General features: G+C 68.0%; 16 protein-coding genes. 4 read left to right on the top strand and 12 right to left on the bottom strand.

The features are described from left to right. Window positions 1–58: 58 nt before the first annotated feature. The 3 genes from AC5P98_RS17155 to AC5P98_RS17145 all read right to left on the bottom strand — a co-directional run bounded on the left by AC5P98_RS17155 (window position 59) and on the right by AC5P98_RS17145 (window position 3056). A complete protein-coding gene (locus AC5P98_RS17155; RefSeq protein WP_014645794.1) occupies window positions 59–1708 on the bottom strand; it encodes a Na+/H+ antiporter in 1650 nt (549 codons plus the stop codon). A 117-nt stretch (window positions 1709–1825) separates the two neighbouring features. Continuing rightward, the gene (locus tag AC5P98_RS17150; RefSeq protein ID WP_049408294.1) at window positions 1826–2614 is read right to left on the bottom strand and encodes a dioxygenase family protein; all 789 of its coding nucleotides are present in this window, start codon (window positions 2612–2614) and stop codon (window positions 1826–1828) included. 31 nt (window positions 2615–2645) lie between these two features. Further along, the gene (locus AC5P98_RS17145) at window positions 2646–3056 is read right to left on the bottom strand and encodes a DoxX family protein (RefSeq protein ID WP_046428617.1); all 411 of its coding nucleotides are present in this window, start codon (window positions 3054–3056) and stop codon (window positions 2646–2648) included. A 96-nt stretch (window positions 3057–3152) separates the two neighbouring features. On the opposite strand from AC5P98_RS17145, the gene AC5P98_RS17140 reads away from it, so the two are divergent. Next, the gene (locus AC5P98_RS17140) at window positions 3153–4034 is read left to right on the top strand and encodes a LysR family transcriptional regulator (RefSeq protein WP_049408296.1); all 882 of its coding nucleotides are present in this window, start codon (window positions 3153–3155) and stop codon (window positions 4032–4034) included. Between the two features lie 56 nt (window positions 4035–4090). Here AC5P98_RS17140 and AC5P98_RS17135 read toward each other — a convergent pair whose 3' ends face one another. Then, window positions 4091–7153, bottom strand: a complete 3063-nt coding sequence (locus AC5P98_RS17135) for a bifunctional diguanylate cyclase/phosphodiesterase (RefSeq protein WP_032959255.1) — start codon at window positions 7151–7153, stop codon at window positions 4091–4093. Window positions 7154–7329: 176 nt separating this feature from the next. On the opposite strand from AC5P98_RS17135, the gene AC5P98_RS17130 reads away from it, so the two are divergent. Beyond that, complete coding sequence (locus AC5P98_RS17130) at window positions 7330–9441, top strand: M13 family metallopeptidase (protein WP_049408300.1); 2112 nt, start codon at window positions 7330–7332, stop codon at window positions 9439–9441. A 206-nt stretch (window positions 9442–9647) separates the two neighbouring features. Here AC5P98_RS17130 and AC5P98_RS17125 read toward each other — a convergent pair whose 3' ends face one another. Beyond that, complete coding sequence (locus AC5P98_RS17125) at window positions 9648–10820, bottom strand: MFS transporter (protein WP_049406319.1); 1173 nt, start codon at window positions 10818–10820, stop codon at window positions 9648–9650. Then, window positions 10817–12031, bottom strand: a complete 1215-nt coding sequence (locus tag AC5P98_RS17120; RefSeq protein ID WP_049406328.1) for an MFS transporter — start codon at window positions 12029–12031, stop codon at window positions 10817–10819. The genes AC5P98_RS17125 and AC5P98_RS17120 overlap by 4 nt, the downstream gene beginning before the upstream one ends. Window positions 12032–12164: 133 nt before the next feature. On the opposite strand from AC5P98_RS17120, the gene AC5P98_RS17115 reads away from it, so the two are divergent. Further along, window positions 12165–12752, top strand: a complete 588-nt coding sequence (locus AC5P98_RS17115; protein WP_014645786.1) for a TetR/AcrR family transcriptional regulator — start codon at window positions 12165–12167, stop codon at window positions 12750–12752. Between the two features lie 111 nt (window positions 12753–12863). On the opposite strand, the gene AC5P98_RS17110 is transcribed toward AC5P98_RS17115, so the two are convergent. Next, the gene (locus AC5P98_RS17110) at window positions 12864–13793 is read right to left on the bottom strand and encodes an oxygenase MpaB family protein (protein ID WP_049406321.1); all 930 of its coding nucleotides are present in this window, start codon (window positions 13791–13793) and stop codon (window positions 12864–12866) included. Window positions 13794–14102: 309 nt separating this feature from the next. Here AC5P98_RS17110 and AC5P98_RS17105 point away from each other — a divergent pair, with 309 nt between their 5' ends. Further along, a complete protein-coding gene (locus AC5P98_RS17105) occupies window positions 14103–14717 on the top strand; it encodes a hypothetical protein (protein ID WP_014645784.1) in 615 nt (204 codons plus the stop codon). Window positions 14718–14756: 39 nt separating this feature from the next. On the opposite strand, the gene AC5P98_RS17100 is transcribed toward AC5P98_RS17105, so the two are convergent. The 5 genes from AC5P98_RS17100 to AC5P98_RS17080 all read right to left on the bottom strand — a co-directional run bounded on the left by AC5P98_RS17100 (window position 14757) and on the right by AC5P98_RS17080 (window position 20858). After that, a complete protein-coding gene (locus tag AC5P98_RS17100) occupies window positions 14757–15101 on the bottom strand; it encodes a hypothetical protein (protein WP_495230121.1) in 345 nt (114 codons plus the stop codon). 33 nt (window positions 15102–15134) lie between these two features. Further along, window positions 15135–15905, bottom strand: a complete 771-nt coding sequence (locus AC5P98_RS17095) for a LytR/AlgR family response regulator transcription factor (protein ID WP_014645782.1) — start codon at window positions 15903–15905, stop codon at window positions 15135–15137. Next, entirely contained in the window at window positions 15895–17154 is a 1260-nt protein-coding gene (locus AC5P98_RS17090; protein WP_046428597.1) for a sensor histidine kinase, read from the bottom strand. Before AC5P98_RS17090 ends, AC5P98_RS17095 begins: the two co-directional genes overlap by 11 nt. Before the next feature lie 174 nt (window positions 17155–17328). Beyond that, window positions 17329–18978 (bottom strand): M28 family metallopeptidase, encoded by a 1650-nt coding sequence (locus AC5P98_RS17085; protein ID WP_032959265.1) that lies wholly within the window; start codon window positions 18976–18978, stop codon window positions 17329–17331. Window positions 18979–19208: 230 nt separating this feature from the next. Then, on the bottom strand, window positions 19209–20858 hold the full coding sequence (locus AC5P98_RS17080) for a CsgG/HfaB family protein (RefSeq protein WP_049419264.1): 1650 nt from the start codon (window positions 20856–20858) through the stop codon (window positions 19209–19211). Window positions 20859–20860 lie beyond the last annotated feature (2 nt).

The raw sequence follows: 20860 nt of genomic DNA, 5'->3' as shown, positions 1-20860 counted from the left end.
CAGGTCCCTTTCCTGCGGAAAGGGACCTGACCCCGCTCGACGGCGCACGACCGCCGCGTCATTCGCGCTTGCGCGATTCCAGCAGGTCCAGGTTGCGGATCAGGCGCCGCGAGATCTCATCGGAGATCACCCCGCGCCGGGTCAACCGGAACAGTTCCTCGCGCTCGGCATTCAGGCCCGCGCTGCGCAGCTGGCGGTAACCCAGTTCCATGCGCCGCACCTTCTCCGGGTCCACGTCGGGGCCGTCGTTGTCTTTCTCCAGGTGCCGCTGGTACAGCAGGCTCACCCGCGAGGCAGCATCGTTGTACAGCTGCACGTTCTCGGTGTTCTGGTTCATCACCAGCTGCTGGCGCATGCGTTCGACCCCGGCCAGCGCGGCCTTCGAGGACAGCTTGCGTGCCAGGTCCTCTTCCTTGCGCTCGCCCGAATCGGCTGGCAGCTGCAGGCCCTTCAGCAGCTGCGGCAGCGCCACGCTGGCGCCGATCAGCGAGAACAGGATCACCGCCGCGGCCAGGAAGATCACCAGGTCGCGCGCCGGGAACGCACTGCCATCGGGCAGGAACAGCGGCAGGGTCAACACACCGGCCAGGGTGATCGCGCCGCGCACACCAGCCACCGAGGTCGCCACCACGATGCGCCAGTTCGGCGCCTCGCCCCGCTCCAGGCCACGGCGGCGCGCGCGCAGCAGGTTCCAGCGCAGCGACAGCCATACCCACAGCAGGCGCAGCAGGATCAGCGCCAGGTTGATCACCACCACGTATACCAGCAGCCACCAGGCACTCTGGTGGCCGGACTCGTTCATGGTGGTGGTGGCGCGCTCGACGATGCCCGGCAGCTGCTCGCCCAGCAACACGAACATGATGCCGTTGAAGCTGAACTGCAGCATGTTCCAGACGCCCGCGCGCTGCACGCGCATGCTGCCGGAGACACGGCCGGTCAGCTCGACGTAGCTCATCGCGATACCGGCGGCGACCGCAGCGAGGATGCCCGAGGCATGGATTTCTTCGGCGAGCAGGTAGGCCGCGAACGGAATCAGCAGGTTGACCAGCATCGCCGCACCCGGCTCTTCGCCGAAGCGGCGCCACAACCAGCGCTGGAAGGTGGACACGCCGAGGGTGACCGCCACGCCCACGGCAAGGCCGGCCACCGCCACCCACAGGAAGGTCAGCGAGGCCGTGGCCAGCGAGAAGGAGCCGGTCATCACCGCGGCCACCGCGAAACGGAAGCAGACCAGGCCGGACGCATCGTTGAGCAGCGACTCGCCTTCCAGGATGTGCATCAGGCGCTTCGGGATCGGTGCCTTGGAGGCGATCGCCCCGACCGCCACCGGGTCGGTCGGCGAGACGATGGCCGCCAGCGCGAAGCACACTGCCAGCGGCATCACCGGAATCATCCAGTGGATCAGCAGGCCGGCGCCGATCACGGTGAACACCACCAGGCCGAACGCCAGTTCGAGGATCGCGCCCTTGTCGCGGAACAGGCCCTGCTTGGGAATGCGCCAGCCGTCCAGGAACAGCAGCGGCGGCAGGAACAGCAGGAAGAACACTTCCGGCTCCAGCGCATGGCCGCGGTTGAACACGCCGGCGATCACCGCGCCCAGGCCGATCTGCACCAGCGGCAACGGCAGCGAGAACGGGAGGACGCGAACCAGGTAGCCGCTGGCGACAACGGCCACCAGCATCGCCAGGACGACTTCAATGGTATGCATGCTTCTTCCAGGAAGCGGCGCGTGGGGAGGCACGAGGGCCAGCGCCGGAAACCCGGAAAAAACTACCACATGCGGCCCTGACCGCGACGGCCGGGGCCGCCGCGCGTCAGCCCCGGCTCATGCCCCGTCGAACCGGTACAGATCCATGGCCAGGAAGCCGGCATCGATGCCAGCGTCGATGCGGCGTGCGCCGAAACCGCCCTCACCGGCCGCTCCCATCGCGAAGAACAGCGGCAGCAGGTGCTCGTCGGTCGGGTGCGCACGCTCGGCGAACGGGGCCTGCCGGCGGTAATCGAACAGCGCCTGGCGGTCATCAGCGGCCAGCCGCTGCTCCACCCACTCGATGAAGGGCCGCACGTATGGCGCTTCCTTGCCGTCCTGGTAGTCGCCCCAGTCGTGCAGATTGTGGGTGATGCTGCCCGAGCCGACCAGCAGCACGCCTTGTTCGCGCAGTGGTGCCAGCGCGCGGCCCAGCGCGAACTGATGCTCGGGGCCGAGCAGCGGCTGGATCGACACCGGCACCACCGGGATGTCGGCCTGCGGGCGCAACAGCCGCAGCGGTACCCACGCGCCGTGGTCGAGGCCACGCTGCGGGTCGATGGCCACTGGCAGGCCTGCGGCGGCGATGCGGCCAGCCACTTCTTCGGCCAGTGCCGGATCACCCGGCGCCGGATATTGCAGTTCGAACAGCCCGCGCGGGAAGCCACCAAAGTCGTGGATGGTCGGCGGCTGCGGATGTGCGCCGACCAGCGGCTGCCGGCCCAGCCAGTGCGCCGAGGCCATCACGATGGCGCGCGGCGGCGGCAGGTCGCGCGCCAGCTCGGCCAGGCGCACACCGACCTGGCCCGGATGCAGGGCGGTCATCGGCGAACCATGGGAGATGTACAGCGAAGGCAGGCGGGACATGGAATTCTCCAGTTGCAGGATCAGGCGGCGATCAGCGCGAACGCAGGGTCCACTTGCCATCGCCGACCAGGAACAGCACCACCAGCGCCAGCGCCCAGAACGCCGGGTATTCCCAGCCGCCGCCGGCATTGGCGAAACCGAAGCCGTTGGCGCCGTGCACGGTGACGATGGTGCCCAGCAGCAGCGGCACGCCGACCAGGCCCACCCAGCGCGCATAGATGCCCAGCAGGAGCGCGACAGTGATCACCAGCTCGACGCCGAGGGTGAGGTAGCCAAGCACGCCGGGCAGGCCCAGCGACTCGAAGAATGCTGCCGTGCCGGCCGGGGTGAATACCAGCAGCTTGGTCAGCGCATGGACCAGGAACAGCACGCCCAGGGCCAGGCGCAGCAGGGTGGCGCCATACGGGGCCAGCGGCGAAACAGGAGCGGTCGTGGCGTGCATCGGAAAGCACCTTGAAGGGAGTGGGCTCAGGTTATTGCGCCTTCACGGGCCGATAAATACGATCGATTGACCGTATTTATTTCAGAAGGCGCAACAATGGACACCCTTGAGGCGATGCGCGTGTTCGTGGCGGTGGTCGAGCGCAACGGCTTCAGCGCCGCCGCCCAGGCCCTGGACATGTCCACCGCCGGCGTTACCCGCCAGGTCGCCGCACTGGAAAAGCGCCTGTCCACCCGCCTGCTCCATCGCACCACGCGGCGGGTCAGCCCCACCAGCACCGGCGCCGCCTACTACGCCCAATGCGTGCGCCTGCTGGCCGAGTTCGACGCGCTGGAGGCCAGCATCGGCGCGCAGGCGCTGGAGCCCTCCGGCATGCTGCGCATCAATGCACCGGTCAGTTGGGGCATCGCCCGCCTCGGCCCACTGCTGGCCAGTTACCGCGAACGCTTTCCGCAGGTGGAACTGGACCTGGCCCTGTCCGACCGCCTGGTGGACATGGTCGAGGAAGGCTACGACGTGGCCATCCGCATCACCCGCGAGCCGGGCCCCACCCTGATCGCCCGCCGCTTGGGCGAATCGCGGGTGAGCCTGTGCGCCGCGCCGGCCTACCTGGCCGCACGCGGCGCCCCTCAGACCCCGCAGGACCTGCAGGCGCACGCGTGCCTGGGCTACAGCTACTGGGCCGCCGGTGACCACTGGCCGCTGCAGGGGCCGGGCGGCGAAGTGAAAGTAGCGGTGAACAGCCTGCTGCACGCCAACAACGGCGACGTGCTGCGTGAAGCGGCGATCGCCGGCATGGGCGTCATCCTGCAGCCCGACTTCCTGCTGGAAGACGCGCTGGCCGATGGCCGCCTGGTGCGCGTGCTGCCCGAATGGGAGGCCTCGCCGATCGGCATCTTCGCGGTCTACACCAGCCGCAGCCACCTGGCACCGAAGGTGCGCAGTTTCATCGACCATCTGGTGGACACCGGGGTGTAGCCGAGTCTGGCGCTTGCCGGTAGTGCCGGCCGCTGGCCGGCACATACGAAACCCGATCAGGCGGGGACCTCATCCAGCGCGTCGATGATCTGTTCCAGCGGCGCCGGCCGCCCCAACAGGTAGCCCTGCACCTGGTCACAGCCATGCGCAGCCAGCCAGTCCAGCTGCCCCGGCGTCTCCACGCCTTCAGCGATGATGGTCAGGCCCATGCTGTGGCCCAGCGACAGCAGCGCGCGGCAGATCGAGGCATTGCGTGGATTGGTTTCCACGTCGGCGACGAAGCTGCGGTCGATCTTCAGGATGTCCAGCGGCAGGTGCTGCAGGTAGGACATGCTGGAATAGCCGGTGCCGAAATCATCCAGCGACACGCGGATGCCCTGCTCGTGCAGGCGCTGCATGGTCTGCATCGCCTGTGCCGGCTTGCGCATCAGGCTGCTCTCGGTCAGCTCCACGTGCAGCGCGCCACGGGCCAGGCCGAAATCCTGCTGGGCACGGGTGAATTCGGCCACCAGGTCGCTGTTGAAGAACTGAACCGCCGACACGTTGACCGCGATCGGCAACTCACCCCACCCGGCCTCGACCAGACGGCGCTGCGCCTTCGCCGCCGCGCGGATCACCCAGCGGCCCAGTGCCAGGATCAACCCGGTGTCCTCGCACAGCTGGATGAACTCGTTGGGCGGGATGAAGCTGCCATCGGCCTGCGGCCAGCGCAGCAGTGCCTCCAGCGCTGCCGGGCTGCCATCGCCGGCATGCCGGATCGGCTGGAAATACAGCTGGAATTCGTTGTCGATGGCGGCATGGATGCGCCCGGCCAGGCGCAGGCGGTCGGCCAGGCGCGTGGTCACGGCCGCGTCGAACCAGACCACCACGTTGCCCTCGGCGCGCGCCGCATGCGCGGCCTGCGCGGCCATGCCGATCACCTGCTCGGCCGTGTGCCCGTCACCAGCGATGTGCACGGCCACGCCGATGCGCGGCTCGAACTGGTGCAGCGAGTCCTTGCCGCGCATCGGCGCCGACACGATCTGCAGCAGGTCGTCCAGCACGCGCTGGGTATCGTGCTCGGCACCGATGGCGAAGACGAAATCCTCGGCCGGCTGGAACGCCAGCGTGCCACAGCGTGCGCCCAGGCCCCCGAGCCGGGTCGCCATCGACTGCAGCACCGCATCGCCGATCTCGCGGCCCAGCGTATCGGCCACCAGCTGCAGCCCGCGCAGCTGCACGAAGGCGATGGTGTAGCCCTCCTCCTGCTCGTCCAGCTGTTCGGTCAGGGCGCGCACATTGAGCAGGCCGGTGGCCGGGTTGTGCCGTGCCTGATAGGCCAGGTCGCGCTCGTAGGCCAGACGCTCGCTGACATCCTCGGCCAGCACCAGGCACGCGGGCTGTCCGTCGAAGTCGAGCTTGGACAGGTGTGCGCGCACCTCGAACACACTGCCGTCCTTGCGCCGGTGCAGGCGCACGGTCGCGTCGGGGGGATCGCCCACCTGCGCCCGCTGGATGGCACCACGCACTTCGTCCCAGCCTTCGCGCGGGCGGATGTCGAGGATGCTCATCGCCAGGAACTCGTCGCGGCTGTAGCCGTACTGGCGCACTGCAGCGTCGTTGACCTCGATGAAGCGCAGCGTATCCGGGTCGAACACCCAGAACGGTGCCGGATTGCGGTCGAACAGCAGGCGGAAGCGGCGTTCCACTTCGCTCATCTGCTCGCGCGCCTGATAGCGTTCGCTCAGGTCGGTCAGCGCACCGATCATGCGCCGCTCGCTGTCGGCCACTTCCACCCGCTGCCCGCGCGCGCCGACCCAGCGCACCTCGCCCCCGGGAAGCACCAGGCGGAACACCTGGTCGAGCACAGCGCTGCCGGCGAAGGCCTGGTCAAAGGCCTGCTGCAGGCGCGCGGCATCATCGCGATGCACGCGCGCGAAGAAATCCGCGACCGGCAAGGCGTCGGTCTGTACCCCAAAGATCTCGCGGGCCAGCGGCGACCAGCGCAGCAGCGCGGCGTCCTCATCCACGTACCAGGTGCAGACACGCCCGACCTGGTGCGCCAGGCGCAGCTCGGCGTGGCCCGTCTTCAGTTCCTCGGCCATCGCCTGCTGGCTGCGGGTGCTGCGGCGCACGGCGTACAGCAGTACCAGCAACACCGCGATGTAGGCCAGTACGATCGCCACCGACGCCTTCAGGTACGGCCACCACGGTGCGAGTACATCTTCGTCGGCCAGGCCGACCTGCACCGCCAGCGGGCTGCGTTCGAGCGTGCTGATGGTGAGGATGCGCGGCACGCCGTCGACAACGCCGGGCATGCTGCCCAGCTCGACCACTGCCTGCGTGCCGAGCAGGTCCCGGCGCGGCAGGTCATAGCGGCGGCCCACCGTGCCATGCGGATCGGGTACGCGGGCCAGCATGTAGCCCTGGGCATCGCTGATCGAGACCAATCCGTTGGGACCGACATCCAGGCCGCCGACGATGCGCTGCAGTTCGCCACAGCGCAGCCGTGCCAGCAGCCAGCGCCCATCGGCCATCGGCAGCGCCAGCGGGACCACCCAGCCCCCGTCGCTGGCGCGCTGCGGTGGGCCGATGTACAGCGCGCTGCCCGAGCCGCGCCGTTGCGGATCGGTCCACAACGGCAACTGCAGGTCGCCCTTGCCGGCCGTCAATGCGCGGCCATAGCTGTCGAGCACCACGATGCTGTGCAGTTCGGCGTGCCGGCGCAGCACGCCGCCGATGGAGGCATCCAGCAAGGCCGGCGCCTGTGCCGGCACGCTGCGGAACAGTTCCGCGGCGTCGGCGGCGATGCCGGTCATGGCCCGCTCCAGGTTGCGCAGCTCCAGCGCCAGCAGGCGCTCGCTGCCCACCGCCAGCGCGCGGCTCTGCCGCTGCGCCGCTTCCAGGCGGCGGTGGTGGTCGTTGACCAGCATGAGGGCCAGACCGGTCACCAGCAGTACGCCCAGCAGCACACCGCCCCAGGTGATGGCGCGCAGCGGCCGGGCCAACGCCCGTTTCAGCGCGGGCATCGGTTGATGTTCCTTGTGCAGTCGGCTGGCTTCATGCGCGAACGAATCCTCCACGTCCCCGACCTCAACGGCCGGCGGACGCCATTCTTGACGCCTGACCCCATCCTGCATGGCCACCTCCCCGTGTCCGCGCAGGGCTCGAGGGTCCAGCATGCACCACCCCGGTGACGGCGTGAAGATCGCATCCGCACGTTCAGCCAGATCCTGCACAGGGCGGGCCCCGCAGGGGGGCGGCCAGTGGCGCCGGAGCGGATTAGACTTGGGGTTTTCCGCTGCAAGAGAAGTCCATGTCCAAGCTGCGCCGTCCCACCCTGGCGCTGGCCATTGTTGCCAGCCTGTCCCTGGCCGCCTGTGACCGCCCGGCCGACCCGGCCGTCGGTGCCACCGCGCCGGCCGATGCCGCCCCCGCTGCGGCCAAGCCGATGCTGGGCAGTTTCGGCTTCGATGCCAGCGGCATGGACCGCAGCATCGCCGCCGGCGACGACTTCTTCGGCTTCGCCAACGGCACCTGGGTGAAGAACACCGAGATTCCGGCCGACCGCTCGCGCTTCGGCAGCTTCAATGTCATTGCCGAGAAGACCCTGGCCGACACCCGCGCCATCCTGGAAGGGGCCGCCGGCAACACCCAGGCCAGCGGCGACGACAAGTTGATCGGCGACTACTACGCCGCCTACATGGACGAAGCCGGCATCGAGCAGCACGGTCTGGCGCCGGTGCAGCCGCAGCTGAAGGCCATCGATGCGATCGCCGACAAGGCCGGGCTGGCCCGCGCACTCGGCGGCGACCTGCGCGCCGACGTCGACCTGCTCAACGCCACCAACTTCTACACCGACCGCCTGTTCGGCCTGTGGGTGTCGGTGGACATGCTGCAGCCGGATCGCACCGCGCCGTACCTGGTGCAGGGCGGCCTGGGCATGCCCGACCGCGATTTCTACCTGGGCGATGGCCGCATGGCCGAACTGCGCAAGCAGTACCAGGCCTACATCGCACAGATGCTGCAGCTGGCCGGCGTCGCCGACCCGGCCGGCAAGGCGCAGCGCATCCTTGCGCTGGAAACGAAGATCGCGCAGGCGCATGCCACCCAGGAAGAAACCAACGACGTGACCAAGGGCGCCAACCCCTGGACCCAGGCCGACTTCAATGCAAAGGCGCCGGGCCTGGACTGGAACGCCTTCCTCGATGCGGCCGCGCTGGGCAACCAGCAGGACTTCATCGTGTGGCAGCCCAAGGCCGTGGCCGGCCTGTCCAGGCTGGTCGCCACCGAGCCGCTGGACGCCTGGAAGGACTACCTGGCGTTCCACGCGCTGGACCGTGCCGCCGCCTACCTGCCGAAGAGGTTCGCCGATGCCCGCTTCGCCTTCCATGGCACCGCGCTGAGCGGCACGCCGCAGCAGAGCGACCGCTGGAAGCGCGCGGTGGACGATGCCAACCATGCCGTCGGCGAAGCGATCGGCAAGCGCTACGTCGAAAAGCACTTCGACGCCAGGACCAAGGAGCGCGCGGACGAAATGGCGAAGAACATCATCGCCGCTTTCGCCAAGCGCATCGACGCGCTGTCGTGGATGTCGCCGCAGACCAAGGCGCATGCCAAGGCCAAGGTCACGGGCCTGACCGTGGGCATGGGCTATCCGGAGAAGTGGCGCGACTACACCGGCCTGGAGATCCGCCGTGATGACCCGCTGGGCAATGCACAGCGCGCCGAGCTGTTCGAGTACCAGCGCAACATCGCCAAGCTGGGCAAGCCGGTCGACCACAGCGAGTGGGCGATGCTGCCGCAGACCATCAATGCGATGAACGTGCCGCTGGAGAACCGCCTGGTGTTCCCGGCCGCGATCCTGCAGCCGCCGTTCTTCGACGGCGCTGCCGACGACGCGCTGAACTACGGTGCGATCGGTGCGGTGATCGGCCACGAGATCAGCCACGGCTTCGACAACGCCGGCGCGCTGTTCGATGAGACCGGCAAGCTGCACAACTGGTGGACCGCCGAGGACCTGAAGCAGTTCAACGCCGCCGGTGATGCGCTGGCCGCGCAGTTCAGCAGCTACGAGCCGTTCCCCGGCGTGCACGTGAACGGCAAGCTGACCCTGGGCGAGAACATCGCCGACGTGGCTGGCCTGGGTACCGCCTACGATGCCTACCAGCTGTCGCTGCAGGGCAAGCCGGGCCAGACCCTGGAAGGCTTCAGCCCGGACCAGCGCTTCTTCCTCGGCTTCGCCCAGGCGTGGCGCAGCAAGAGCCGCGAGCAGGCGCTGCGCAACTCGCTGCTGACCGATGTGCATGCCCCGGGCCAGTTCCGCGCATTGACCGTGCGCAACATCGACGCCTGGTACCCGGCGTTCGAAGTGAAGGAAGGCCAGAAGCTGTACCTGGCCCCGGACAAGCGGGTCAAGGTGTGGTGATGTAACCGGAACGGGCGCCGCAAGGCGCCCGTTTCATTTCCGGGTAGCGGCCAACCTTCGTCGGCACATACTCCGCTCTGGTGGGTGCCGACCTTGGTCGGCACATACTCCGCTCTGGTGGGTGCCGACCTTGGTCGGCACATACTTTGCTCTGGTGGGTGCCGACCTTGGTCGGCACGGGGTAGGAATCCACGCATGGCGTGGATCTACCTGCGGGTGATGGCAGCCATCAGCAGGGCACTCCCAGCCAACACCGCCGCAGCCCACAGATTCGCATGCAGGCCCACGCCATCCAGCAGGCGGCCACCACCCCACGCACCCATTGCGATGCCGATGTTGAATACCGCCACATACAACGCGGTGGCGATCTCCACGGCCTGCGGCACCGCCTTCATCATCCAGCTCATCAGGCCCACCGATACACCGCCATAGGCCAGACCCCACAGCAGCAGCACCGCAATACCTGCGGAGGGCGTATTTCCCACCCACAGGAACAGCAGAGGCGTCAGCAGCAGGCCCGAGGCTATCGCCAGCAGCATGCCCCGTGGATGGCGCGCAGCCAGCGGCCCGGCGATGAAGTTGCCGGCGATGCCAGCCAGGCCGTACCCAAACAGCAGTGCACCTATCCACGACGCATCCACGCCCGATACGGACGTCAGCAGCGGCCGCACGTACGTGAAGGCGATGAAGTGCCCGGACACCAGCAGCCCGGTCAGCCACAGGCCACGCCGCAGGTTGCGCTGGCCAAGTTGCTGCACGAACTGCCGCGGCCGCACCGATGTGCTGACCGGCAACGCGGGAACCACCCGCAGATGCAGCAGCATCACCGCCGCACTGAACAACGTCATCGCCACAAACGCGCTGCGCCAGCCCAATGCATCCCCGATCAGCACGCCCAACGGAACGCCGAGCACCGAAGCTGCGGCCACGCCTCCGAAGATGATCGAGGTGGCCAGACCGATGCGCTGCGCAGGTACCAGGCGCGCTGCCAGCCCACCGGCAATGGTCCAGATGCCGCCCATGCAGAACCCCACCAGCACACGCGCGGCCAACAGCCAGCCGATGCCAGGTGCCAGCGCCGACGCAAGGTTGGCGACCAGCAGCAGGCCCAACAGCGCACACAGGATGCGGCGACGATCGATGCCACCGGCTGCGATCACCGCAAGCGGGGCGAACACTGCCGCCAGCAGGGCGGGCAGTGAGATCATCAGGCCGGCGGTGCCGGTGGACGCGCCGAGATCTTCGGCGATGGGAGTCAGCAGGCCGACCGGCAGCATTTCGGTGGTCACCACCGAGAACGTGGCGAGGCCGACGGCGGAGACCGCCCACCACGGATGGCGGGGCACAGACGCGGCATGCGCAGGCGATGAAGCGCTCACGGGATGATTCCTTCAGGGGATGTGGACGCGGCAGACGGGCGCAGCGCACGTTGCACGAGCAAGGCGAACAGCAGCACGCCACCGCCTGCCGCCAGCGCAACCACAAAACCGCTGCGCACGCCCGCCGCATCGACGCTCTGTCCGGACAGCGCCGCGCCCAGCGCCACGCCGATGTTGAGGCCGGCCAGCAGCCACGTCATGCCTTCGGTCAGGCGTGCTTCGGGCACGCGTTGTTCAACCAGCGACATCGCCACGATCATCGTCGGCGCGAAGAACACCCCGGCCAGCAGTACCGCAGCGGCCAGTGCCGGCAGACTGCCGACCCACAGCAGCGGCAACGTGGTCAATGCGGTGGCCGCTGCTCCGGCCAGCAACAGGCGCGGCAGCGGCATCGGCAGCTTCAGGGCACCAAACAGCAGGCCCGCCGCGCAGCTGCCCAGCGCGTAGGCCGACAGCACCCAGCTGGCAGCTAGTGGCTGTCCGCGCAGCTCGGCCAATGCCACGCTGGTGATGTCGACGGTGCCGACGATCACGCCCATCGCCAGCATCAGCAACGCCAGCAGGCGGATCTCCGGTTGCCGCAGCAGCGAGTGCGAGGATGTTGCACCTTCGTAGTGCTGTATCGGCGGCTCGGTGCCCCGCTGCAGCACCAGTGCGGCGACGCCGGCCACCAGCAGCAGGGCGGCCGCCAGTACGCCAGCCTGTGGCCATACCGCCACCGACAATCCGACGGACAACGGTGGCCCGGCGATGAAGGTCACCTCGTCGAACACGGTCTCCAGCGAATACGCGGTCTGCAGCTGTGGTCGTCCGCGATGGGTCGCGGTCCAGCGCGCTCGCACCATCGCCGACACGCTGGGCATGCAGCCGGCCAGCATCGCCGCAACAAACAGCGTCCAGTCCGGCGCGGCCAGCAGCGTGCACGCGAGCAGCAACAGCAGACCGGCCGCACTGGCCGCAGTGGCCCATGGCAGTACCCTGCCCTGCCCGCGCCGGTCGACCCAGCGCGACACCTGCGGCGACAGCAACGCATAGGTCAGCACGAAGGTGGCCGACACTGCACCGGCCAGTGCATAGCTGCCGCGCAGCTGGGACAGCAAGGTGATGATGCCGATACCGGTCATCGGCAGCGGCAGGCGTGCCAGCAGCCCGGCCAGGGCGAGGCCGGCGGTGCCGGGGGTCGCGAACAGGTCGCGATAGGGGGTGGCCATCAGGTTCTCCAAGGCAGCGACTTGCCTGGCGCACGGGGCGCCATGACAATACATACGGGGCGTATGAATAAGAGGCTACATTCATACGCGCCGTATGTAAATAATCATGCACTGCGTATGTAAGGAGCTCTGAATGGTTCGCCGCACCCGCGCCGAGATGGAAGAAACCCGCGCCACCCTCCTGGCCACCGCCCGCCGGGTGTTCAGCGAGCATGGCTATGCCGCCACCTCGATGGACGACCTGACCGCCCAGGCCGGGCTGACCCGCGGCGCGCTGTACCACCACTTCGGCGACAAGAAGGGTCTGCTGGCGGCTGTCGTCGCCCAGCTCGATGCCGAGACCGACCAGCGCCTGCAGGCGATCAGTGATGCCGCCGACGATGCCTGGGAGGGCTTCGTGCAGCGTTGCCGCGCGTACCTGGAGATGGCGCTGGAACCGGAGATCCAGCGCATCGTGCTGCGCGATGCGCGCGCGGTGCTCGGTGGCGCCTCACCGGAATCGCAGCGCCACTGCGTGCATTCGATGCAGCACCTGATCGAACATCTGGTTGCCCAGGGCGTGGTGGCGCCGGTGAATGCGCAGGCGCTGGCGTCGCTGATCTATGGCAGCCTGGCCGAGGCCGCGTTCTGGATCGCCGAGGGCGAGGATGGCGACGTGCGCCTGCGGCAGGCGACGGCGGCGCTGGAGATGCTGTTGCGCGGGTTGAAGTCGGCGGGGTAAGGCCCATCCACGCATGGTGTGGATCTACTTCGGCATCCGCACGGGTAGAGGCCAACCTTGGTTGGCGCTCCTGCGGCACCGCGCGCAACGCGTGCCAACCAAGGTTGGCACCTACCGGGGAACGGCGGGCCACTCGCGCAGCACCGACACCGGCACGCCCATGCGCGCACAGGCGCGGCTGGCCAGGCCATCAGGCAACGCACGGCGGAACAGCGGCGCCATGCCCTGCATCAGCTTCGCCGACGCGGCGGCCTGCGCGCGCTGACGGCCACTGCGTTCAAGCATGCCTTCGGCCCAGTCCGGCAGCAGTGCCGCGCCTGCACCCAGGAACACTTCGCGCGACAGCCCCGGCACCGGTACCGGCAGGCGCACGCCGGACAGCACCTCCAGCACCTCGCACGAGCGCTCGTCGACGCGCAGCTCCGGCTGCCGCGCACAGAAGTACGCCGCCACTTCCGCTTCGCTGCGCGGCACGTCCACCGCACCCAGTGCCTCGGCCACGCAGCGGTACTCATCGTAGTAACGGTCGGCGATGTGTGCCGGCACCTCCCGTCCGTACCGGCGGAAGCCCTGAAGGAACCCGAACGCCTCGGTCACATGCACCCAGGTCAGCAGCTGCGGATCATCGGCGGCGTAGGGTTCGCCCTGTGCGGTCTGGCCGCGGATCCGTGCATGGATGCGGCGCACCTTGGCCACCAGCGCCTCCACCTCGCCGGTGGGCGCATAGCTGGTACCGGCAACGAACGCGGTGGTGCGACGCAGGCGACCCACCAGGTCCTGGCGGAAATTGGAGTGATCGTAGACCCCGGCCAGCGCGCGCGGATGCAGGGTCTGCAGCATCAGCGCGCACAGGCCACCGGCCAGCATCGAGGGGAACTCGGCGTGCAGGCGCCAGGTCACGCTGTCGGGTCCAAACCAACCCGGGTCACCCAGCGGCTGGTCGTAATCGATGCCGCTCTGGCCACGGGGGAAGGCCTCCAGCACCCAGCGCCGGATCGGCGCGGTGACGGGGCGGGAGAGTCGCTGCAGCAGAGCCGGCATCACTGGTCCAGGAAAAGCGAAAGAATGGCCGCAAGTTGCGCGGTCGGCCCCGATTCTGGGCGATCACGATGCCGGCGGCGAGTCTTCGTACTCAGCCACGGTTTCATGTGCGGCCGCAGCACATTTCACCCTGCGACATCCTGTCGCAGGCAGCGCCTTCGATGCTGCGATGCAACAACATTCACCGATTCAGGGAAAGCCCTTGCGCAGCTTGGCATTGCGCCCATTGCACGGCTCGCTGGAAGTGCTAGAACTGGAACCGCCACACCGTCCAATGCTGATCGACGCACGTTCCACAAGGAGCCAGCCATGATTGCTTTGTTCAAGGGTTTGGGAATTCTGCTTCGCGACAACGAGCTCTACAGCAGCCCGTTCGATAAACAGGTCGCGCATTGGCGCAATCTCAGCGAGCAGCAGATCCGCGATGAAGTCGCGGTGCTGGCCCAGGCCAAGTGCCAATGGCTTATCGCCTCGATCGTCGGCTGGCAGGCAGCCTCGCTGCTGATTCTTGGCCTGATCGCCAACTACCTCTGGCGCGACGACTTCCATATCACGTTCACCCGCGTGGTAGTCGTGTTCGGTTCGTGGGTCTCGATCCTGTTCGTGATCTGGTTCATGGCCAACATGTTCGATCAGCAGGCCGGTTTCGAGCGCTGGATGAAGGCGTTCAACAGTCGCGCACGCATCAGCTCCAAGGCCGACAGCGTCGAGCACGTGGCCGAGGCACTGGACCTGGCCGAGCATTACCCGGAAGTGCTCGATTACAAGCAGGCGGTCACCGCCAAGCGCGAGCTGCGCCACGAGGACATCCGCATCATGACCGAGATCGGGCGCATGAAGCAGCACTCCGAACTGGTCGGCCGCCTCAACCACGTGGGCGAGAACGAGCACCACCACGACCTGACACTACAGCCTGCCTACTGACCCTTCAGGGAAGCGGGGGGAGCCACAATGCCACCGTGATCACTCACGGTGGCATTGTTCTTTCCGATCCTCGCTGACGCACTGGGCGAAGCCCTTGGGCAGGCCCCTGAACTCCCGGGTCGTGCCGGCCGCCAACGCGAACGACCGTATCGGCGCTTTCGCACAGGCGGCATCAGGACGACAGGCCGGGTCCAGCACCAGGTAATGGCGCTGGCCGCTGCGGCTGGCCATGCACTCGAAACGCGCCACGCCGTCCACTACCGTGCGCTTGCTGTACAGCGTGTCCACGCCATTGGCAGTGGTGCGGGTGATCGCGGTTTCAGTGGACTTCTGGCAACCGGCAAGCGCCAATGCGGCGAAGCCGACAAGCAGGAAAAAACGCATGCAATGCTCCTGGTGACAGAGGCTGCGGCGCGGCTACATGCCGCGGAACAGGCTCATGAACGGTTGGCTGACCACCAGCGTCTCCGTGCGCCCGCGCAGGCGCAGCACGCCGCGCCCGGTATCGTCGCGGCTCACCGCTGCCACCGCCTTCATGTTGACGATGGTGGAGCGGTGGATCTGGCGGAAGTGCTGCGGGTCGAGCACTTCCAGCAGTTCGCGCAACGGTGTGCGCAACAGGCTCTCGCCGGCAGCGGTGACCACGGTGGTGTACTTGTTGTCGGCGCGGAAGTAGGCCACATCTTCCAGCATGATCAGCTGCGTCTCGCGGCCGTTGCTGGCGGTGATCCAGGCCAGTGGCGGGCGCTCCGCTGCGCCCTGCGACGGGCCCAGCCGCTGCAGCAGGCGCTCCAGCACGGCATCGTCCTGGCGCGTCGATGGCAGCCGCGACAGGATGCGCTCGCGGGTGGCCAGCAGGCGCTCGTCACTGACCGGCTTCAACAGGTAGTCCATCGCGCCCTGCTCGAACGCATCGATGGCGTACTGGTCGTAGGCGGTGACGAACACTACCTGGGTGCGCGGGCTCAGCTCGGACAGCGAGCGCGCGACCTCGATGCCGCTGATGCCGGGCATGCGGATGTCGAGAAAAGCGATATCCGGCTGCGTCTCGGCCAGCTGCTCCAGTGCACTGGCACCGTCCTCGCACTCGGCCACCAGCTTCAGCTCCGGCCACAACCGGCCCAGCTGCTCCACCAGTGACTGCCGCAGCAGTTCTTCGTCTTCGGCGATCAGGGCTTCAAGCGGCATGGCTGCGCTCCTTGTGCGACTGCGGCAGGGTCATGGTCGCGGCCACGCCGCTGGGGAAGTTGGCAACGATCGCCACGCCGGCCTGCTCGCCGCAGGTCAGGCGCAGGCGCTCGCGCAGATTCTTCAGGCCGATGCCGGTACCGCTGGTGCCCTGGCCGAAGCCAAGCCCATCGTCGGCCACGGTCACGGTCACGTGGTCATCGAAGCCGCGCGCCAGTATCCAGATCGTGCCACCGCCGGGCTTGGGTTCCAGGCCGTGCTTGATCGCGTTCTCCACCAGCGTCTGCAGTGCCATCGCCGGCAGGTGCACGCCGTGCAGTTCGTTGGGTACCTGCATTTCCACCGCCAGGCGTGCGCCCATGCGGATGCGCAGGATTTCCAGGTACGCGCGGGTGCGGTCCAGCTCCACGCCCAGCGTGGATACCGATTCGTCCACCTGCGGCAACGAGCTGCGCAGGTATTGAATGAGGTGGCCGAGCATCTGTTCGGCACGCGCCGGATCGGTGCGGGTCAGTACCTGCGCGTTGGCCAGCGTGTTGTAGAGGAAGTGCGGTTCCACCTGCGCATGCAACAGGTTCAAGCGCGCCACCGACAGTTCCTTTTCCACCTGGGTCTGTTCGGCCGCAGCCTGTTCGTCGCGGCGCTGGTCGGCGACGCGGCGGCTGATCGCACGGGTGACTGCTTCGGCGTTCTCGAAGTTGCTGCCCTCGTCCAGCGCCAGCAGGTCGGCCCACCAGCCGGCATCGGGTTCGAACAGCAGGGTCACGGTGCTGGTGCCCTGCCCCGGTGTCACCGTGGCCAGCACGCTGTTGCGCTTGATCGCCAGCCGTGCCGGCAGATTCCAGCGCGAGGGCTGGCGGCCGTTCCAGAGGTCGACCCGGCGTACATAGGCGCGCACCTGCAGGCTGCCGGCCGAGCTTTCCACGTCTTCGACGCGCGGTAGTTCGGAAATCGCCGCCTCCACCACCGAGAAGGCGTGGCCCGCGTCCATCGGCAGTTCGATCTGGCGGCGCTGGCGGCCGGACAGGGTGGTGGCATCCAGGCGACCGGCCACCAGCCAGACCCGGCGGATGTGGGTGATGGCACTGCCCAGCGCGGAAATGATCAGGAACATCGCCAGCAGCCCGAAGATCCAGCCCGGGCCATCGTTCATGCCACTGAAGATGCCGCTCCAGACCATGCCGGCGACAACCAGCGCGGCAGCCCAGGCCAGCAGGTGGCGGATCAGGAGAGAGAGGCTGGCGAACACGGCGGCGCCTTGAGGAAGGGGGTGAGCCGAGCATAGGGCGGCCCGCCGGGCAAGCAAGCAGGCTGCGACGAAGGCCGGGAAAGTTGGGATGGAAGCCGTTATGGAAACGCCAGGCACGGCCCGGCGTTTCCGGGGGCGGCAATGCCGGCCAGCGGCCGGCACTACCGGACGCCGTTACTTGCGCTGGTCGGCGCTGGCGTCACGCACGGCGCGGAACGCCTCGTCCTTGCTCCAGTTCGGCCAATCGCGGGAATTGGCCAGCTGGTTGCCCAGCGTGTACAGCACTTCCAGGTCGCGCGCGGCACCGGCAAACACCCAGTCCGGCTGCCACTCGTCGCCCTGCTGGTGATAGCGCTTGGCGGTGTAGTCCTCGGAGGCCTTCCTGCCTGCGGCCACGCCACCGTCCACCCAGTCCTGGCCGGCCGACCAGGACAGCGCCGGCACGCCACGCTTGGCGAACGGGAAGTGGTCGGAGCGGAAGAACAGGCCCGCTTCCGGCTTCGGGTCCGGCGTGTAGCGGATATCCCAGCCCTTGGCCACGTCCTTCAGCTGGTCCAGCAGCTCGAAGCGCGCGGCACCGTAGATGCCGAAGTCACGCGACGGGCCGAACGGCGCCATGCCGTCCATGTTGATCACGGCCACGGTCTTTTCCAGCGGATACAGCGGATGAGTGGCGTAGTACTCAGAACCCAGCAGGCCCTTTTCCTCGGCGGTGACCGCCAGGAACAGCAGCGAGCGCTGCGGGCGCTTCTCCTTGGCGAAGCCACGGGCCAGCTCGACCAGCGAGGCGGTGCCGCTGGCGTTGTCCAGCGCGCCGTTGAAGATGCGGTCACCGCGCGCGTCCGGCTCGCCCACGCCGATGTGGTCCCAGTGCGCGCTGTAGATGATGGTCTCGTCCGGATGGCGGCTGCCTTCCAGGCGCGCGGCCACGTTGTGCGAGGTGATCACTTCGGTCTTCACCGCGTACTTCGCGTCCAGGCTGGCGCCGGTCAGCGGCACCGGGGTGAAGTCGCGCTGCTGCGCCTTCTTCTTCAGTGCCTCGAAATCCTGTCCGGCCGAGCGGAACAGCTCCACGGCAAGGTCGCGCTGGATCCAGCCTTCCAGCAGCGGGTGGCTTTCTGCCGGGTTGTCACGCACCACGTCGAACATGGTGTTGGTGTTGGAGCCGGCCACGGTGGCCCAGCCATACGACGCCGGTGCGGTCTCGTGCACGATCAGCACGCCCAGCGCACCCTGACGGGCGCCTTCCTCGTACTTGTAGGTCCAACGGCCGTAATAGGTCATGCCCTTGCCGTCGAAATCACCCTGGCCGGTTTCGAAGTCCGGGTCGTTGATCAGCACCACGGCGATCTTGCCCTTCAGGTCCACGCCCTTGAAGTCGTCCCAGTTGCGCTCCGGTGCCTTCACGCCGTAGCCGAGAAACACCAGCGGGGCCTTGCTGATGTCGACGCTGCTGGCGCCGTTCATGGCGGCGCGCACGGCGATCTGCTTGCCCTGCTCCAGCGGCAGGGTCTTGCCGCCCTGGTGCAGCGCCAGCTGCGGTGCGCCGACGATGTCGCCCTTGCGCAGCGGCACGGCCTGGGTCCACAGGCGCTTGCCGTCCTTGAGGTCGCCGCCCGGCTGCAGGCCGGCGTCGGCAAACTGCCTGCTGAGGTAGGCGATGGTCTTTTCTTCGCCGGCGGTGGCCGGCGAGCGGCCTTCGTAGGCGTCGGAGGCCAGTTCCTTGACGTCGGCGGAGATCCGCGCGCCATCGAATTTCGGGGTGGCCGCCATCAGTGCGCTCGACACCGACAGGGCCAGCACGCCCAGTACCACTCGTTTCATTGCTCTCTCCAGCAGGGAAATCCTTCTGGAGTGTAATGGGATTCGCCAGGGCTGCGCCCTGCACCTGCCGAAACAACGGCAACAGCCGAAGCAACAGCAAAAGCCGGTTTCCTGAAGGTAGGCGGGGTCCCACTGCTGTTGGTGGGTGTCGACCTTGGTCGACACGCACGGAAACACGAAGGGGTCAGATCCTTTTCCCGCCGGAAAAGGAATCTGACCCCCTCAGGGTGTTACCAGTTCGGGTCTTCGGCCGGGGCAGCAGCGGGCTTGGGCTTCGGCTTGGCCGCCGGGCGTGCGGCGGCGGCGGGAGCGGCCGAGGCAGTCGCACCTGCGGCGGCAGCCGGCTTGCTGCCCAGCTTCTGGCGCAGTTCGATCTGGCCCGGGCGGAAACCGCCGCGCATCGCGTCGACGCCGTCTTCGATGGTGCCGTACGAGGTCTGTGCGGCCACGCGGTCGATGCGGATGGTGCAGCACGGGTGTTCACTGCGGCCCAGCGAGCGGCCGGTCTGCGGGTCCTTCAGTTCCTCGCCCAGGCGCACGGCCTGCCAGCGCTGGCCGGCCTGCAGGGTTTCGCCACCCTGGCTCAGCACCACCTGGTCACCGTCCACAGAAACCACCGACACCGGGAACAGCGTGGTGACGATGGTGGTACCGATCTGGCCCGACAGCGATTCCATCATCGCCGCGGCCATGTTGCGGCCGTTGACCACGCGGGGCAGGGTGCTCGGGCCGGTCGAGGCCAGCTGGTGGTCGAAGCTGTCGGACATCACCACCTGGCCGGTGGTGGCGTTGACCAGGCGCAGGGTGATGCGGCCGCCACCGGAGTACGAGGTCACCTGGCGGTCGGACATGCGCAGGTTGCGCACGCTGCGCGGGTACTCGAAGCGTTCGATGGTCGGGATCAGGATCAGGTCGGTCGCCAGCTGCTGGCCGACGCGTGCGGTGTCCTGCAGGCGTACGTTGCCGCTGTTGATATGGTCGATCTCGGCCTGCAGTTCGTCGCCGAACTCGCGATCCAGCACGATGAAGCGCTGGGTCTGGGTCAGCGTGTCGGACAGGCGCGCGCGGATCGCGTCGGCCACTTCATCGGCACTCACGCGGCCATCGCCCACGGCATAGCTGCCGGCCTTGGTGCGCGGCAGCGCGACCACGATCTTCGGCTTGCCCTGCTCGTCCGGTGCGCGGTACTGGGCAATCTGTGCACGCACGCGCACCTTCCAGTAGCTGCGCATGCTGCGGTGGGTCACGTCCGAATCGAACGAGCTTGCGCCACGCTTGGCATCGACGCTGACCTTCTCGTCGTAGCTCTCCTTGACGCTGGCCGAGGCTCCGCCGCCCTTGGCCGTGGCCTCGCCGGACGCGCTGGCAGAGGCCGAACCCTTGAAGCTCCAGCCTTCGTCGCTGGCGCGCACGCGCGCGATGGTTTCTTCATCCAGCTGCCGCACTTCGTCCTGCGACAGGATTTCATAGCCCAGCACCGCGCCCTGCGAGCCGGCGATCATCTGCTGGGTGAACGCGTCGGCGCGGATATCGCCGACGTGTTCGTCATCCACATCCACATGCAGGCCTGCACGCAGGCGCTGCATCTGGCTGGCCACGCGTACGCCGTTGACCTGCGCCACCGCCGACTGCAACGCCGCCAGCACCGCCAGTTCCGGGGTGCTGCCGATGCCGTCGGCCTCGCGCGCGACCTGGGTGGTGCCGCCGAAATCCGGCGTGCCACGCAGGGGCGCTGCTTCCACTGGCGCATTGCTGGCCAGTGCACTGGTTGCCTTGTCCTTGGCAGGTGCGGGCGCTTCGGCCGGGGTGTCCTGCTTGCCACAGGCTGCAAGCAGCGCGGCAGCCAGGCCCAGGCCGATCAAACGGGAGGTCGTACGCATGG

Source organism: Stenotrophomonas sp. YJH_SMC_135, from assembly GCF_059372355.1.
The sequence above is the reverse complement of the archived record's forward strand: the minus strand, read 5'-3'. Positions and strand labels throughout refer to the sequence as shown.

Coding starts and splice junctions, on each gene's coding strand:
- AC5P98_RS17130 (WP_049408300.1), top strand. CDS start 7,330: ATGTCCAAGCTGCGCCGTCCCACCCTGGCGCTGGCCATTGTTGCCAGC.
- AC5P98_RS17155 (WP_014645794.1), bottom strand. CDS start 1,708: ATGCATACCATTGAAGTCGTCCTGGCGATGCTGGTGGCCGTTGTCGCC.
- AC5P98_RS17150 (WP_049408294.1), bottom strand. CDS start 2,614: ATGTCCCGCCTGCCTTCGCTGTACATCTCCCATGGTTCGCCGATGACC.
- AC5P98_RS17120 (WP_049406328.1), bottom strand. CDS start 12,031: ATGGCCACCCCCTATCGCGACCTGTTCGCGACCCCCGGCACCGCCGGC.
- AC5P98_RS17145 (WP_046428617.1), bottom strand. CDS start 3,056: ATGCACGCCACGACCGCTCCTGTTTCGCCGCTGGCCCCGTATGGCGCC.
- AC5P98_RS17135 (WP_032959255.1), bottom strand. CDS start 7,153: ATGCAGGATGGGGTCAGGCGTCAAGAATGGCGTCCGCCGGCCGTTGAG.
- AC5P98_RS17110 (WP_049406321.1), bottom strand. CDS start 13,793: ATGCCGGCTCTGCTGCAGCGACTCTCCCGCCCCGTCACCGCGCCGATC.
- AC5P98_RS17140 (WP_049408296.1), top strand. CDS start 3,153: ATGGACACCCTTGAGGCGATGCGCGTGTTCGTGGCGGTGGTCGAGCGC.
- AC5P98_RS17080 (WP_049419264.1), bottom strand. CDS start 20,858: ATGCGTACGACCTCCCGTTTGATCGGCCTGGGCCTGGCTGCCGCGCTG.
- AC5P98_RS17105 (WP_014645784.1), top strand. CDS start 14,103: ATGATTGCTTTGTTCAAGGGTTTGGGAATTCTGCTTCGCGACAACGAG.
- AC5P98_RS17095 (WP_014645782.1), bottom strand. CDS start 15,905: ATGCCGCTTGAAGCCCTGATCGCCGAAGACGAAGAACTGCTGCGGCAG.
- AC5P98_RS17100 (WP_495230121.1), bottom strand. CDS start 15,101: ATGCGTTTTTTCCTGCTTGTCGGCTTCGCCGCATTGGCGCTTGCCGGT.
- AC5P98_RS17085 (WP_032959265.1), bottom strand. CDS start 18,978: ATGAAACGAGTGGTACTGGGCGTGCTGGCCCTGTCGGTGTCGAGCGCA.
- AC5P98_RS17115 (WP_014645786.1), top strand. CDS start 12,165: ATGGTTCGCCGCACCCGCGCCGAGATGGAAGAAACCCGCGCCACCCTC.